This is a genomic window from Herbidospora sakaeratensis, assembly GCF_001570525.1.
Lineage (GTDB): Bacteria > Actinomycetota > Actinomycetes > Streptosporangiales > Streptosporangiaceae > Herbidospora > Herbidospora sakaeratensis.
Genome location: NZ_BBXC01000017.1, coordinates 157506 through 172614, shown reverse-complemented (window position 1 = coordinate 172614; position 15109 = coordinate 157506). Strand labels below are relative to the sequence as shown.

General features: G+C 68.9%; 14 protein-coding genes. All 14 read right to left on the bottom strand.

Features of this window, described 5'->3' with window-relative positions; genetic code table 11:
- Position 1: 1 nt before the first annotated feature.
- From nuoN to AW271_RS27920, 14 genes are read right to left on the bottom strand one after another with little or no spacing between them, the layout of a single operon-like run.
- Complete coding sequence (gene nuoN / locus AW271_RS27985; protein ID WP_062340578.1) at positions 2–1552, bottom strand: NADH-quinone oxidoreductase subunit NuoN; 1551 nt, start codon at positions 1550–1552, stop codon at positions 2–4.
- Positions 1549–3060, bottom strand: coding sequence for an NADH-quinone oxidoreductase subunit M (locus AW271_RS27980; protein ID WP_062340577.1), 1512 nt, complete (start codon positions 3058–3060; stop codon positions 1549–1551). Before AW271_RS27980 ends, nuoN begins: the two co-directional genes overlap by 4 nt.
- A complete protein-coding gene (gene nuoL / locus AW271_RS27975) occupies positions 3060–4964 on the bottom strand; it encodes an NADH-quinone oxidoreductase subunit L (RefSeq protein WP_439649012.1) in 1905 nt (634 codons plus the stop codon). Before nuoL ends, AW271_RS27980 begins: the two co-directional genes overlap by 1 nt.
- 9 nt (positions 4965–4973) lie before the next feature.
- Positions 4974–5270 (bottom strand): NADH-quinone oxidoreductase subunit NuoK, encoded by a 297-nt coding sequence (gene nuoK / locus AW271_RS27970; protein ID WP_030456120.1) that lies wholly within the window; start codon positions 5268–5270, stop codon positions 4974–4976.
- A complete protein-coding gene (locus AW271_RS27965) occupies positions 5267–6019 on the bottom strand; it encodes an NADH-quinone oxidoreductase subunit J (RefSeq protein ID WP_062340576.1) in 753 nt (250 codons plus the stop codon). The genes nuoK and AW271_RS27965 overlap by 4 nt, the downstream gene beginning before the upstream one ends.
- A complete protein-coding gene (nuoI, locus tag AW271_RS27960) occupies positions 6012–6527 on the bottom strand; it encodes an NADH-quinone oxidoreductase subunit NuoI (protein ID WP_083974024.1) in 516 nt (171 codons plus the stop codon). Before nuoI ends, AW271_RS27965 begins: the two co-directional genes overlap by 8 nt.
- Positions 6520–7878, bottom strand: a complete 1359-nt coding sequence (gene nuoH, locus AW271_RS27955) for an NADH-quinone oxidoreductase subunit NuoH (RefSeq protein ID WP_439649013.1) — start codon at positions 7876–7878, stop codon at positions 6520–6522. Before nuoH ends, nuoI begins: the two co-directional genes overlap by 8 nt.
- A gap of 5 nt (positions 7879–7883) precedes the next feature.
- Entirely contained in the window at positions 7884–10271 is a 2388-nt protein-coding gene (locus tag AW271_RS27950) for an NADH-quinone oxidoreductase subunit G (RefSeq protein WP_083977317.1), read from the bottom strand.
- The gene (gene nuoF / locus AW271_RS27945) at positions 10268–11554 is read right to left on the bottom strand and encodes an NADH-quinone oxidoreductase subunit NuoF (RefSeq protein ID WP_062340574.1); all 1287 of its coding nucleotides are present in this window, start codon (positions 11552–11554) and stop codon (positions 10268–10270) included. The genes AW271_RS27950 and nuoF overlap by 4 nt, the downstream gene beginning before the upstream one ends.
- Positions 11551–12204 (bottom strand): NADH-quinone oxidoreductase subunit NuoE, encoded by a 654-nt coding sequence (gene nuoE, locus AW271_RS27940; RefSeq protein WP_062340573.1) that lies wholly within the window; start codon positions 12202–12204, stop codon positions 11551–11553. Before nuoE ends, nuoF begins: the two co-directional genes overlap by 4 nt.
- A complete protein-coding gene (locus AW271_RS27935; RefSeq protein ID WP_062340572.1) occupies positions 12201–13517 on the bottom strand; it encodes an NADH-quinone oxidoreductase subunit D in 1317 nt (438 codons plus the stop codon). Before AW271_RS27935 ends, nuoE begins: the two co-directional genes overlap by 4 nt.
- Entirely contained in the window at positions 13514–14167 is a 654-nt protein-coding gene (locus AW271_RS27930; RefSeq protein WP_062340571.1) for an NADH-quinone oxidoreductase subunit C, read from the bottom strand. The genes AW271_RS27935 and AW271_RS27930 overlap by 4 nt, the downstream gene beginning before the upstream one ends.
- The gene (locus AW271_RS27925) at positions 14164–14715 is read right to left on the bottom strand and encodes a NuoB/complex I 20 kDa subunit family protein (protein ID WP_062340570.1); all 552 of its coding nucleotides are present in this window, start codon (positions 14713–14715) and stop codon (positions 14164–14166) included. Before AW271_RS27925 ends, AW271_RS27930 begins: the two co-directional genes overlap by 4 nt.
- The gene (locus AW271_RS27920; RefSeq protein ID WP_030456130.1) at positions 14715–15074 is read right to left on the bottom strand and encodes an NADH-quinone oxidoreductase subunit A; all 360 of its coding nucleotides are present in this window, start codon (positions 15072–15074) and stop codon (positions 14715–14717) included. Before AW271_RS27920 ends, AW271_RS27925 begins: the two co-directional genes overlap by 1 nt.
- Between the last annotated feature and the right edge of the window lie 35 nt (positions 15075–15109).

Here is a 15109-nt window from a genome sequence, read left to right as displayed (position 1 = left end):
CTTATTGCACGAACAATGACTTCGCAGCCTTTTCCGCCAGATCGAGGACAGGCTGCGGGAAAACCCCCAGGGCTACCGTAGCGAATGCCGAGAAGCCGACCACAGTCGACGTGGCCCACGACGGGGTCACGACGGTGGGGCCGTCGGCCGAGGGGTCGCTGAAGAACATCAGCACGATCACCCGGACGTAGAAGAACGCCGCCGCGGCCGAGGCCACGACCGCCAGCACGACCAGGCCGGTCAGCCAGCCCTCGCCGAGGGCGACGGCCGACCTGAAGACGGCGTACTTGCCGAAGAAGCCGCTGGTGAGCGGGATTCCGGCGAAGGCCAGCAGGAAGAAGGCGAACAGGCCCGCCAGCTTCGGCGACCGCTTGCCGAGACCGGCCCAGCGCGACAGGTGCCACGCCTCGCCGCCCGGGTCGCGCACGAGCGTCACGACGGCGAACGCGCCGACCGTGGTGATGCCGTAGGTGACCAGGTAGAACAGCAGGCCCGACAGCGCCAGCGCGTTCTGGCCCTTCTCGCCGACGGCCATGACGCCGACGAGCAGGAAGCCCGCGTGGGCGATCGAGGAGTAGGCCAGCATGCGCTTGATGTCGGTCTGGGTGATCGCCAGGATCGAGCCGACCACCATCGTCAGGGCGGCGACGCCCCACATGATGGGCTGCCAGTTCCAGCTGTCGTTGCCCAGCGCGACCCAGAAGACCCGCAGCACGGCGCCGAAGGCGGCCACCAGGGTTCCGGAGGCCATCAGCGCGGTGATCGGGGTCGGGGCGCCCTGGTAGACGTCGGGCTTCCACGCCTGGAAGGGCGCGGCGCCGATCTTGAAGAGCAGGCCGACGCCCAGCATGGCCGTGCCGACGAGCAGCAGGGTCTCCGTGCCGCCGGCGGTGGCCAGGGCGCGGGAGATGCCGACCAGGTCGACGGTGCCGGCGAAGCCGTACAGCAGCGCGGTGCCGTACAGGAAGAAGGCCGAGGAGAACGCGCCGAGCAGGAAGTACTTGACCGACGCCTCCTGCGACAGCAGGCGGCGGCGGCGCGCCAGCCCGCACAGCAGGTAGAGCGGCAGCGACATGACCTCGAGCGCGACGAACATGATGAGCAGGTCGTTGGAGGCCGGGAACAGCAGCATGCCGCCGATGGCGAACAGCGCCAGCGGGTAGACCTCGGTGTGCGCCGCGCCCTCGGTGATCGCCTTCTCCTCCTCGGCGGAGCCGGGGACGGCCGCCGCCGAAGGGACGAACTGCTCCTCGTCGTTGATCAGCAGGATGCTGACGAACGACAGCACCAGGATGGTGCCCCAGATGAACAGGGTCGGGCCGTCGACCGCGACCGAGCCCATCGCCGCCGGGGTCGTCGGAACGCCGCGGACGGTCTGCAGGATGACCAGCGCGAACGCGCCGACCAGCGACAGCAGCGTCAGCGGGACGTGGACCGCCCGCCGCAGGTAGCGAGGCGCGAACGCCTCGACGAGCACCCCGATCACGGCCGCGCCGAAGATGATCAGCAGCGGGGCCAGAGCGAAGTACTCGATGGTGGGAGCCGTGATCACTGGCCCTCCTTAACAGCGACGACCGGAGCCGGGTCGGTGACCTTCACGTTGACGAGCGACTCCTTGACCGCGGGGTTGATCACGTCGAGAAGCGGCTTGGGGAAAAAGCCCAAGACGACGATCAGGGCGATCAGCGGCGCGACGACCCAGCGTTCGCGCCCGTTGAGGTCCTTCATCTCGGCGACCGACTCGGCGGTGGGGCCGTTCATGGTGCGCTGGTACATCCACAGGATGTAGATGGCGGCGAGGATGACGCCGGTCGTGCCGATGATGGCCGGGACGGCGTAGCGCTCGAAGGTGCCCAGGAGCACCATGAACTCGCTGACGAACGTGCTCAGACCGGGCAGCGACAGACCCGACAGACCCGCGATCAGGAACGCGCCCGCCAGCAGCGGGGCGACCTTCTGCACGCCGCCGTAGTCGGCGATGAACTGCGAGCCGCGGCGGTAGATCAGGAAGCCCGCCACCAGGAACAGCACACCGGTCGAGAACCCGTGGTTGACCATGTAGAGGGTCGCGCCCGAGGCCGCGGTGGTGGTCATCGCGAACACGCCCATCGTGATGAACCCGAAGTGCGAGATCGAGGTGTACGCGATGAGCCGCTTGATGTCGGTCTGACCGATCGCCACGATGGCGCCGTAGACGATGCCGATCACCGACAACGCGATGACGACCGGGGTCGCCCACTTGGCCGCGTCGGGGAACAGCTCCAGGCAGAACCGCAACATGCCGTAGGTGCCGACCTTGTCGAGCACGCCCACGAGCAGCACCGCGGCGCCGGCCGGGGCCTGCGCGGCGGCGTCGGGCAACCAGGTGTGCACCGGCCAGAGCGGGGCCTTGATCGCGAACGCGACGAAGAAGCCCAGGAAGAGCCACTTCTGCGTCGTCGGGTCGGTGACCGCGCCGATGAGGTCGGGGAACAGGAAGCTGTTCTTGTCGGCCACGTTGTAGAGCGCGATCACGGCCACCAGCATCAGCAGGCCGCCGAAGAGCGAGTAGAGCAGGAACTTGACCGCCGCGTAGGACCGCTGTGCGCCGCCGTACGACCCGATCATGAAGTACATCGGGATCAGCATGGCCTCGAAGAACACGTAGAACAGGAAGACGTCGGTCGCCGCGAAGACGCCGATCATCATCGCTTCGAGCACCAGGAGCAGCGCGAAGTAGGTCCGGACCGAGCGCTTGCCCTGCTCGGCGTCGTGCCAGGAGGCCAGCACGACGATCGGCACCAGCACGGCCGACAGCAGGATCAGCACCAGCGCCACGCCGTCGACGGCCACCGCGTAGTGGACGCCGAAGGAGGGGATCCAGTCATACGTCTCGGCGTACTGGAACCGGTCGCCGTTGGGGCTGAAGCCGACCGTCATCACGACGGCCAGCACCAGCACGAGCAGCGAGACGCCGAGCGTCGCCTGCTTGGCGAGCTTGTCGTTCTTGAGGAACGACACGCCGAGCGCGCCCAGGACGGACACGCCCATCAGGATCGAAAGCCACGGGATGGCGGTCATCACAGGGTCCCAACCACGAACCAGGCGCCGGCCAGCACGGCGGCGCCGACGAATATCGACAGGGCGTACGACCGGACGTAGCCGGTCTGGATCTTCCGCAGCCTGCCGGAGGATCCGCCGACACCGGCCGCCAGGCCGTTGACCACGCCGTCGATGCCCCGGTTGTCGAAGAAGACCGCCAGGCGGGTGAGCCACTGGCCGGGGCGCATGAACAGCGCCTCGTTGAGGGCGTCGCCGTAGAGGTCACGACGGGCGAAGACGGTGAGGAACGAGCCGCGCGGTTGCACGACCGGCACCTCGGACCGGCCGTACTTGGCGATCGCGATCCCGGCGCCGACGGCGACCAGGGCCAGCGTGGTCAGGCCCGGGACGCTGAACGGGTGGAACACCGGCAGTTCGGCGGGCTGGCCGACGGCCGGGGCGAGGAAGACCAGCAGGCGGTTGCTGAGGATCAGGTAGGCGCCCAGGCCGACCGAGAAGACCGACAGGATGATCAGCGGCCAGGTCATCACGGCCGGCGACTCGTGCGGGTGGGCCTTCTCGTCCCAGCGCTTCGGGCCGAAGAAGGTCATCACGACCATGCGGGTCATGTAGAAGCCGGTGATGCCGGCGCCCAGCACCGCGAGCCAGCCGAGGATCGCGTTGTGGTGCATGACCGACTCGATGATGCCGTCCTTGGTGAAGTAACCGGACAGCAGCGGGAAGCCGATGATCGCCAGGTAGCCGATGAAGAAGGTGACGAACGTGATCGGCAGCAGCTTGCGCAGGCCGCCGTAGCGCCGCATGTCGACCTCGTCGTTCATGGCGTGCATGACCGAGCCCGCGCCGAGGAACAGGTCGGCCTTGAAGAAGCCGTGGGTGATGAGGTGGGCGATGGCGAAGGCGTAACCGGCCGGGCCGATGCCCGCGGCGAGCATCATGTAGCCGATCTGCGACATCGTCGAGCCGGCCAGGCCCTTCTTGATGTCGTCCTTGGCCGTACCGATGATCGCACCGGCCAGCAGCGTGGCCACACCGACGATCGTCACGACCAGACCGGCCGTGCTGCCCTCGGGGAAGAACGCGGCGCCCGAGCGGACCACCAGGTAGACGCCGGCGGTGACCATCGTCGCGGCGTGGATGAGGGCCGAGACCGGGGTCGGGCCCTCCATCGCGTCGAGGAGCCACGACTGCAGCGGCAGCTGGGCCGACTTGCCGCACGCGCCGAGCAGGAGCAGCAGGCCGATCGCGGTCTGCACCCCCTGGCTGGCCTGGGCGGCGTTCGGGAACACTTCGGCGTACGACAGCGTGCCGAACTGAGCGAAGATCAGGAACATCGCGACCAGCAGGCCGAAGTCACCGACCCGGTTGACCACGAACGCCTTCTTGGCGGCCACCGCCGCCGACGGCTTGTACTGCCAGAAGCCGATCAGCAGGTAGGACGCGAGGCCCACGCCCTCCCAGCCGATGAACAGGGCGACGTAGTTGTCGGCCAGCACCAGCAGCAGCATCGCCGCGACGAACAGGTTCAGGTAGGCGAAGAACCGCCGCCTGTCCGGGTCGTGCGACATGTAGCCGATCGAGTAGACGTGGATCAGCGAGCCGACGAACGTGATCAGCAGGCAGAACGAGATCGACAGCGGGTCGATCAGGAGCCCGATGTTCGCCACGCCCGGGATGAACTCGTAGAGGTTCACCGACTGGCGGCGCTGCGCCGGGTCGAGCCCGATCAGCTGGAGGAACACGAGGGCCGCCACCACGAAGGCGCCGACCGACATGAGCACGCCAAGGAGGTGGCCCCACTTGTTCGTGGCGCGGCCACCGATAAGGAGAATCGCGGCACCGGCGAGGGGCAGCACGATCATCAGCCAGGCCAGGCTGATCGCACCCCCGCCGGCGTGCGACAGGATCTCTGCGGGTTCCACGGCCACCTCTTAGTACTTCAGCAGGCTGGCGTCGTCGACCGACGCGGACCTGCGGGTTCGGAAGATCGTCACGATGATGGCCAGGCCGATGACGACCTCGGCGGCGGCCACGATCATCACGAAGAAGGCGATGACCTGGCCGTCGACGTTGCCGTTCTGGCGGGCGAAGGTGACGAACGCCAGGTTGCACGCGTTGAGCATGAGCTCCACGCACATGAACACGACGATGGCGTTGCGCCGTACGAGGACGCCGATCCCGCCGATCGCGAACAGCAGCGCGCTGAGCACGAGGTAGTGGGTGGTCACTTGTCCTCACCTTCCAGGATCTCGGCCACCTTCGGGTCGATGGTGCCTTCTTCGGCCTCGTACCTGGCGATGTAGCGGTTGACCGACAGCTTGGAGATCTTGCCGTCGGGCAGCAGCGCGGGCATGTCGATCGCGTTGGCGCGGGCGTAGGTGCCGGGGCCGGGCAGCGGCGAGGGGTCGATGCCCTCCTCGCCGTACTTGACGAAGCGCTCGCGGGACAGTTCCCGCTGGGTGGCGCGCTGCTCCAGGCGCTCGCGGTGGGCCAGCACCATCGCGCCCAGCGCCGCGGTGATCAGCAGCGCCGAGGTGACCTCGAAGGCGAACACGTAGCGCGTGAAGATCAGCTCGGCCAGCGACGGCACGTTGCCCGCCGCGTTCACCGCGCCGAGGCCGGTGGCCGGGGCGAACACCACGTTGCCGATGCCCAGCGCCACCAGGGCGGCGAAGGCGAGCCCGGCGACGATCGCCCAGAACCGCTGGCCCCTGATCGTCTCGACCAGCGAGTCGGACGAGTCGACGCCGACCAGCATCAGCACGAACAGGAACAACATCATCACGGCGCCGGTGTAGACGATGATCTGCACCGCCGCCAGGAACGGGGCGTCCTGGACCGCGTAGAGGACCGCCAGCGAGAGCATCACCACGCCGAGCATCAAGGCGCAGTAGACGGCCTTGCGGCTGAAGACGAGCCCGAGCGCCGCGCTGACGGAGACGACGGCGAGCACCCAGAACGTGATGGTCTCACCCATTGTCGCGTCCCAGTCGGTAGTAGTCGTCTTCGGTCTCGCCGAGGCGCATCGCGTGGGGCGGCTGCTCCATGCCCGCGGTGAGCGGGGCGAGCAGCATCTCCTTGGTGTAGATGAGCGCCTCGCGGCTGGAGTCGGCCAGTTCGTACTCGTTGGTCATCGTGAGCGCCCGCGTGGGGCACGCCTCGATGCACAACCCGCACAGGATGCAGCGCGCGTAGTTGATCTGGTACGTCCGGCCGTAACGCTCACCCGGCGAGAAGCGCTCCTCGTCGGTGTTGTCGGCGCCCTCCACGAAGATGGCGTCGGCGGGACAGGCCCACGCGCACAGTTCGCAGCCGACGCACTTCTCGAGGCCGTCGGGCCACCGGTTGAGCTGGTGCCGCCCGTGGAAACGCGGCGCCGTGGGCCGCTTCTCCTCCGGGTAGTTCACCGTCACCGGCTTCTTGAACATGTGGTGGAAGGTGACGCCGAATCCCTTGACGGGGTTCAGCCAGTCGAACTTAGGCACTGGGGACCTCCTTGCGATTCGCCCCGTGGTAGTGCGGCAGATCCAGCGGCGGGACCGGGAATCCACCGGCGGTGGGCTCCTCGCGGAGCTGCTCGAACTCCTCCTCGACCTGCTCGGCGCGGGCCTCGCGGCGGCGCTGCTGCACGGTGTCGAATCGGAAGAAGACCGCGAGGGCGCCGACCACCACGATGGCCATCAGGATGAAGACCGGGGTGCTCTGTTCGACACGCAGCGCGCGGAAGGTGGCGACCAGCAGGATCCACGCCAGGTTCAGCGGGATCAGGACCTTCCAGCCGAAGGCCATGAGCTGGTCGTAGCGGACCCGCGGCAGCGAGGCGCGGACCCAGACGAAGAAGCAGAAGATCAGCACGATCTTGACGAAGAACCACAGCAGCGGCAGCCAGCCGACGTTCGCGCCGTCCCAGATCGAGATGGGCCAGGGGGCCCGCCAGCCGCCGAGGAACAGCGTGACCATCACACCGGAGACCACGAACACGTTGACGTATTCGGCCAGCTGGAACATCGCGAACTTCAGCGAGGAGCTGTATTCGGTGTGGTAGCCGGCGACCAGCTCGCCCTCGCCCTCGGGGAGGTCGAAGGGCACCCGGTTGACCTCGCCGAACATCGTCATCGCGTAGATGAGGAACGACGGGATCAGCAGGATGGCGTACCAGCTGGGCAGCGGGACGTCGACGCCGAAGAGCGTCGCGGTGCCGCCGTCGGCCTGCTTGGCGACGATCTCGGAGGTGGAGAGCGTGCCGGCGTACAGGAAGACCGCCACGAACGACAGGCCCATCGCGATCTCGTAGGAGACCACCTGGGCCGACGAGCGCAGCCCGCCGAGGATCGCGTAGGGCGACTTGGACGCCCACCCGGCCAGCACGATGCCGTAGACGCCGATCGAGGACATCGCGAGGATGAACAGGACGGCGACCGGCATGTCGGTCAGCTGGAGCGGCGTCTGGTGGCCGAACATCGAGACGACCGGGCCCATCGGGATGACCGAGTAGGCCAGGATCGCCGGCACCGAGATGACCACCGGCGCCAGGAAGAAGATGACCTTGTCGACCTTGCGGGGCATCAGGTCTTCCTTGAGGCCCATCTTCAGACCGTCGGCGACGGTCTGGAGGAGGCCGAACTTGCCCGCCCGGTTGGGGCCGTAGCGGTGCTGCATGCGCGAGATGAGCTTGCGCTCCAGCCACACGCCGAACAGCACGCCCAGCAGCAGGAAGACGAAGATGACCAGGCCCTTGATGATGCTGATCCACACGGGATCGTGGCCGAAGTCGGCCAGGCCGGGGCCGGGGCTGCCCGGCGCGGCCGGGGCGGCCAGCACGCTGGCCGTTGTCAGGAGGCTCATGAGGCACTTCCGATCGTGACGACGTCGCCCGCCTCGGCCCGCACGTCGCGGGTGACCGAGACTCCGCCGGAGTTGGCCGGCACCCAGACGACCCGGTCGGGCAGGTCGGCGATCCGCAGCGGCAGGATGACGCCGTTGACGCTGACCTTGTCGACCGCGCCGATCTCGGCGGCGGTGGCCGGGGACAGCAGCGCGACCGCGTCGCGGGCGGTGCCCGCGAGGAACGGCTCGCCGTCCTGCAGCTTGCCGTCGTCGAGCAGCAGGTGCCAGCTCGCCAGGACCGCCTCGCCCGCGCCGGGCTCGGCGACCGTGCCGCCGGTGACGCTCGGCGCCACGGGGCGACCGCCCTTGTAGGCGCCCAGGGCGCCGAGCTCGCGGCGGACCGCGGCGACGTCGGGCAGGCCCAGGTGGACGTCCATCGCGTCGGCGATGGCGGCGATGGCGCGCAGGTCGCTCATCAGACCGGGCTGCGGGACGGACGCCTCGAAGGAGCGGCCGCGGCCCTCCCAGTCGACGAACGTGCCGGCCTTCTCGGCGACCGCCGCGACCGGCAGCACCACGTCGGCGCGGTCGGTGACGGCGCTGGCCCGGATCTCCAGGCTGACGATGAACGGCGTGTTCTCCAGGGCCCGCAACGCGAGCTCGGGGTCGGGCAGGTCGTTCGGGTCGACGCCCGCGATGACCAGCGCGTCGAGCCGCTCGTCGAGGGCGGCCCGCAGGATCTCGCTCGTGTCGAGGCCGACCTGGGCCGGCAGCGAGGCGACGTTCCAGAGGCGGGCGACCTCGGCGCGGGCGGCCTCGTCGTCGACCGGGCGGCCGATCGGCAGCAGGTTGGGCAGCGCGCCCGCCTCGACGGCGCCGCGCTCACCGGCCCGGCGCGGCACCCAGGCCAGCCGGGCGCCGGTCGAGCCGGCCAGCCGGACCAGGGCCGACAGCGCGCCCTTGGCCGAGGCCAGCCGCTCACCGGCCATGATGATCGTGCCCGCGGGAAGCTTGACGCCGTCGGAGATGAGCTCCCCGATCGACTCGGCCTCGGCGCCGGGGACGGTCCGGATCAGGGTGCCGCCCATCTTGGCCAGGCCCGGCGTGGCGAACGGCGCCAGCGAGTAGACCTTGAGCCCCTTCTTCTGGGCCGCCTTGCGCAGCCGCAGGAAGACGATGGGCGACTCCTCCTCGGGCTCGAACCCGGCCAGCAGCACGGCCGGGGCGTTCTCGAGGTCGGCGTAGGAGATCTCGATGCCCTTGCCGGCCACCGAGTGGGCCAGGAACTGGGCCTCCTCGGCGGAGTGGGGACGGGCCCGCATGTCGATGTCGTTGGTGCCGAGGGCGACCCGCGCGAACTTGCTGTAGGCGTAGGCGTCCTCGACGGTCAGCCGGCCGCCGGTGAGCACGCCGGCCTTGCGGCCCGCGAGCCCGGCGGCGACGGCCGCGAAGGCCTCCGGCCAGGAGGCCGGGACCAGCACGCCCTCGTCGTTGCGGACCAGCGGGCTGCGCAGCCGGTCGGGCTGGGTGGCGTAGGAGAACGCCCACCGGCCCTTGTCGCAGTTCCACTCCTCGTTGACCTGCGGGTCGTCGCCGGCGAGGCGGCGGGTGACCTTGCCGCGCCGGTGGTCGGTGCGCAGGGAGCAGCCGGAGGCGCAGTGCTCGCACGCGCTCGGCTGGGAGACCAGGTCGAACGGGCGCGACCGGAAGCGGTAGGCCGAGCCGGTCAGCGCGCCCACCGGGCAGATCTGGACGGTGTTGCCGGAGAAGTAGGACTGGAACGGCTCGCCGTCGGCGACGCCCACCTGCTCCTTGGCCCCGCGCTCGAAGAACTCGATGAACGGGTCGCCCGCGATCTGGTCGGAGAAGCGCAGGCAGCGTGCGCACTGCACGCAGCGCTCACGGTCGAGCAGCACCTCGGTCGACAACGCGATCGGCTTCTCGAAGGTGCGCTTCTGCTCGACGAACCGCGACTCGCCCTGCCCGTTGGACATCGCCTGGTTCTGCAGGGGGCACTCGCCGCCCTTGTCGCAGACCGGGCAGTCGAGCGGGTGGTTGAGCAGCAGCATCTCCATCACGCCGCGCTGCGCCTTCTCGGCGACCGGCGAGGTGAGCTGGCTCTGCACGACCATGCCCTGGGCGACCTCGATCGCGCACGAGGGCTGCGGCTTGGGGAAGCCCCGGCCGTTGCCCGCGTCGGGGATGTCGACGAGACACTGGCGGCAGTTGGCCGCCGGGTCGAGCAGCGGGTGGTCGCAGAAGCGGGGGATCTGGATCCCCAGCAGCTCGGCCGCCCGGATGATCATCGTGCCCTTCGGCACGCTGACCTGGAAGCCGTCGATGGTCAGGGTGACCATCTCGACGACCGCGCGCTCCTCGGGCTGGGTTGCTTGGATGGTCACTTGCTCCCCCACACGGTTGCGAGTGCGGGATCGAACGGGCAGCCGCCGATCTCGAAGTGCTTGAGGTATTCGTCGCGGAAGTGCTGCACCGAGGAGTAGATCGGGCTCGTCGCGCCGTCGCCCAGGGCGCAGAACGACCGGCCCAGGATGTTGTCGGCGATGTCGGTGATCGTGGTCAGGTCGTCTTCGGTGCCCTGACCCTTCTCCAGCCGCTTGAGCACCTGCTTGAGCCAGAAGGTGCCCTCACGGCAGGGGGTGCACTTGCCGCACGACTCGTGGGCGTAGAACTCGGTCCAGCGCAGCGTCGCCCGGACCACGCAGGTGGTCTCGTCGAAGATCTGCAGCGCGCGGGTGCCGAGCATGGAGCCCTTGGCGCCGACCGACTCGAAGTCGAGCGGCACGTCGAGGTGCTCGTCGGTGAAGATCGGCGTCGAGGAGCCGCCCGGCGTCCAGAACTTCAGCCGGTGGCCCTCGCGGATGCCGCCCGCCATGTCGAGCAGTTCCCGCAGGGTGATGCCCAGCGGGGCTTCGTACTGGCCCGGACGGGTGACGTGGCCGCTCAGCGAGAAGATGCCGAAGCCCTTGGACTTCTCGGTGCCCATGCCGGCGAACCACTCGGCGCCGTTGGCCACGATCGAGGGGACCGAGGCGATCGACTCGACGTTGTTCACGACCGTCGGCGCGGCGTAGAGGCCCGCGACGGCCGGGAACGGCGGCTTGAGCCGGGGCTGGCCCCGGAAGCCCTCCAGCGAGTCGAGCAGCGCCGTCTCCTCGCCGCAGATGTACGCCCCGGCGCCGCTGTGCACGACGATCTCCAGGTCGTAGCCGCTGCCGAAGATGCCGCGCCCGATGTAGCCCTTCTCGTACGCCTCGCGCACCGCCGCCTGCACCCGCCGGATGACGTGGACGACCTCGCCGCGGATGTAGATGAAGGCGTAGTTGGCCCGGATGGCGAACGCCGTGATGATCACGCCCTCGATGAGGGAATGCGGATTGGCCATCATCAGCGGGATGTCTTTGCAGGTGCCCGGCTCCGACTCGTCGGCGTTCACGACGAGGTAGTGGGGCTTGCCGTCACCCTGCGGGATGAAGCCCCACTTCATGCCGGTCGGGAAGCCCGCGCCGCCGCGGCCGCGCAGACCGGAGTCCTTGACCGCCTGGATGATCGCGTCGGGGTCCATCGCCAGCGCGCTGCGGGCGGCGGAGTAGTCGCCGTAGCCCTCCAGCGTGAAGGAGTTGGGCAGGTCCCAGTTCTTGGTGAGGACCGGAGTCAGCGTGGTCACTTGGGAGCCTCCCAGCCGTTGGCCTTGGCGACGCGCAGGCCCTCAAGGGAGGGACCGGCGGCCGAGGGACCCTCGCCGGCGAGCTCGTCGGGCAGGCCCGAGAGCACCCGCGAGGTCTCCTTGAAGGTGCAGAGCCGGCCGGGGCCGCGGGTCGGGACCACGGGCTTGCCGGCCCGCAGGTCGTCGACGAGCTGCTTGGCCGACTCGGGCGTCTGGTTGTCGAAGAACTCCCAGTTCACCATCATCACCGGCGCGAAGTCGCAGGCCGCGTTGCACTCGATGCGCTCCAGCGACACCTTGCCGTCGGAGGTGGCCTCCTCGTGCCCGATGCCGGTGTGCTCGCTGAGCTCCTCCCAGATCTGGTCGCCGCCCATCACCGCGCACAGGGTGTTGATGCAGACGCCGACGTGGTAGTCACCGGCGGGCTTGCGCTTGTACATCGTGTAGAACGTCGAGACGCCGACGACCTCGGCCTTCGACAGGCCCAGCATCTCGGCGCAGAACTCCTGACCGGCGTCGGAGACGTAGCCGTCCTCCGACTGGACCAGGTGGAGCAGCGGGAGCAGCGCCGACCGGGCCTTGGGGTACTTGCCGATGATCTCCTTGGCGTCCAGTTCGAGACGCTCGCGGACCTCTGGGGAGTAGGTCATCGGTCCACACCTCCCATGACGGGGTCGAGCGAGGCCACCGCCGAAATGACGTCGGCGATGTAACCGCCTTCGCACATGGCCGGCACGGCCTGCAGGTTCGTGAAGGACGGGTCGCGGAAGTGGACCCGGAAGGGCCGGGTGCCGCCGTCGCTCACCACGTGGGCGCCCAGCTCGCCGCGGGGCGACTCGACCGGCACGTACGCCTGGCCGGCCGGCACCCGGAAGCCCTCGGTCACCAGCTTGAAGTGGTGGATCAGGGCCTCCATCGAGCTGCTCATGATGTGCGCGATGTGGGCGGGCGAGTTGCCGAGGCCGTCGGGGCCGAGCGCGAGCTGCGCCGGCCAGCCGATCTTCTTGTCCTCGATCATGACGGGCTGGTTCTTCAGCGGCCCGGTGAGCCGGTCGAGCGCCTGCTCGATCAGCTTCAGCGACTCCTCCATCTCCGAGACCCGGACCTGGTAGCGCCCGTAGACGTCGCAGGAGGTCTGGGTGGCGATCTCGAAGTCGTAGGTCTCGTAGCCGCAGTAGGGCTGCGACTTGCGCAGGTCCCACGGCAGGCCGGCGGCCTTGAGCACCGGGCCGGTGATGCCCAGCGCCATGCAGCCGGTCAGGTCGAGGTAGGCGATGTCCTTGGTACGCCGGGTGTAGACCGGGTTGGCGTCCAGGATCTTGCGCATGTCCTTGATCCGCTCGGGCATGACCTTGAGCAGCTCGCCGATCTTGTCGACGGCGCCCGCCGGCAGGTCGACGCTGACGCCGCCCGGCCGGATGTAGGCCATGTTCATCCGGAGCCCGGTGATGTACTCCATGATGTCGAGCACCATCTCGCGCTCGCGCAGGCCGTAGAGGAACGGGGTGGTGGCCCCGAGCTCCATGCCGTAGGTGCAGATCGCCATCAGGTGGGAGGAGATGCGGGTGAGCTCCATCGTGAGCACCCGGATCGCCTGCGCCCGGTCGGGGATGCGGTCCTCGATGCCGAGGAGGCGCTCCACGCCCAGGCAGTAGGTCGCCTCGTTGAAGATCGGCGACAGGTAGTCCATGCGCGTCACGAACGTGACGCCCTGCGTCCAGGTGCGGTATTCGAGGTTCTTCTCGATGCCCGTGTGCAGGTAGCCGATGACGGTCCGGGCCTCGGTCACCGTCTCACCGTCGAGGGTGAGCACGAGCCGGAGCACGCCGTGGGTCGACGGGTGCTGCGGGCCCATGTTGATGACCAGCCGCTCCTCGGAAGACTCGGCCACCGCCTCGGTGAGCTTGTCCCAGTCCTGGCCCGCGACGTCGTAGACCTTGCCTTCGGTCGCTTCCTGAGTCATGCGTACGACCTCCTCTGGTCCGGCGCGGGGATCTCGGCGCCGCGGTATTCGACCGGGATGCCGCCCAGCGGGTAGTCCTTGCGCTGCGGGTGGCCCTCCCAGTCGTCGGGCATCTCGATCCGGGTGAGACCCGGGTGCCCGTCGAAGACGATGCCGAAGAAGTCGTAGGTCTCCCGCTCGTGCCAGTTGTGCGTCGGGTAGACCGAGACCGTCGACGGGATGTGCCGGTCGGTGTCGGGCGTCGCGCACTCCACCCGCACGCGGCGGTTGTGGGTGATCGAGCACAGGTGGTAGACCGCGCGCAGCTCCGACCCGGTCTCGTGGGGGTAGTGCACCCCCGAGACGCCCAGGGACAGCTCGAACCGCAGGGCGGGGTCGTCGCGCAGCTTCTGCATGACCTCGACGAGGTGCTCGCGCGCCACGTGGAGGGTCAGCTCGCCGCGGTCGACGACGACCCGCTCGACGCCCTCGTGGTCGAGGCCGTCGACGATCTCGTCGAAGTAGCTCCCGTAGGGGCGCGGGCTGGAGACCGGCGCCGGGCGGCGGACCACGAGGCCGCCGTAGCCGGAGGTGTCGCCGGTGCCGGAGGTTCCGAACATGCCGGTCCGGGCGATCGGCTGCTCCGGGACCTCAGGAAGGTTGTCGCTCATTTCTGCCCTCCCTGGTCGATGAGCGGCAGGGTCCGCAGCGCCTGGAGCTCGAGCTCCTCGACCTGCTTCTCCCTGTGGGCGCCGAACTTCATGTTCTGGATCTTGTCGTGCAGCTTGACGATCGCGTCGATGAGCATCTCGGGCCGCGGCGGGCAGCCGGGCAGGTAGATGTCGACGGGCACGACGTGGTCGACGCCCTGGACCACCGCGTAGTTGTTGAACATGCCGCCGGACGAGGCGCACACGCCCATGGAGATGACCCACTTGGGCTCGGCCATCTGGTCGTAGATCTGGCGCAGCACCGGCGCCATCTTCTGCGACAGGCGACCGGCCACGATCATCAGGTCGGCCTGGCGGGGCGACGCGGAGGCGCGCTCCATGCCGAAGCGGGCCAGGTCGTGCTTGGGGCCACCGGTGGACATGAGCTCGATCGCGCAGCACGCGAGACCGAAGGTGGCCGGCCAGACGGAGTTCTTGCGCGCCCAGCCGGCGACCTGCTCGACGGTGGTCAGCGCGAAGCCGCTGGGCAGTTTCTCTTCAAGGCCCATTAGTCCCAGTCCAATCCGCGACGCCGCCACACGTAGGCGTACGCCACGAGCACGGTGACGATGAACAGCACCATCTCGACCAGACCGAAGACCCCGAGCTTGTCGAAGGCCACGGCCCACGGGTAGAGGAAGATGATCTCGATGTCGAAGACGATGAAGAGCATCGCTGTGATCATGTACTTCAGCGGGAACCGGCCGCCGCCGATCGGCTGCGGCGTGGGGTCGATACCGCACTCGTACGCGTCGAGCTTGGCGCGGTTCCACCTCTTCGGCCCGGTGAACGGGGCGATGCTCACGGAGAAGACGGCGAATCCCGCCCCGAGGACCGCGAGCACCAGGATGGGGGCGTAGAGCTCCATCGCTTAAGGCGTCCTCTCGGTGAATGTGGTCATGA

Excerpts from the sequence above, each read along its gene's own strand:
- AW271_RS27920 (WP_030456130.1), bottom strand. The coding sequence starts at position 15,074 with ATGGAGCTCTACGCCCCCATCCTGGTGCTCGCGGTCCTCGGGGCGGGA.
- AW271_RS27965 (WP_062340576.1), bottom strand. The coding sequence starts at position 6,019 with ATGGGTGAGACCATCACGTTCTGGGTGCTCGCCGTCGTCTCCGTCAGC.
- AW271_RS27980 (WP_062340577.1), bottom strand. The coding sequence starts at position 3,060 with ATGACCGCCATCCCGTGGCTTTCGATCCTGATGGGCGTGTCCGTCCTG.
- AW271_RS27925 (WP_062340570.1), bottom strand. The coding sequence starts at position 14,715 with ATGGGCCTTGAAGAGAAACTGCCCAGCGGCTTCGCGCTGACCACCGTC.
- AW271_RS27930 (WP_062340571.1), bottom strand. The coding sequence starts at position 14,167 with ATGAGCGACAACCTTCCTGAGGTCCCGGAGCAGCCGATCGCCCGGACC.
- nuoE (WP_062340573.1), bottom strand. The coding sequence starts at position 12,204 with ATGACCTACTCCCCAGAGGTCCGCGAGCGTCTCGAACTGGACGCCAAG.
- AW271_RS27935 (WP_062340572.1), bottom strand. The coding sequence starts at position 13,517 with ATGACTCAGGAAGCGACCGAAGGCAAGGTCTACGACGTCGCGGGCCAG.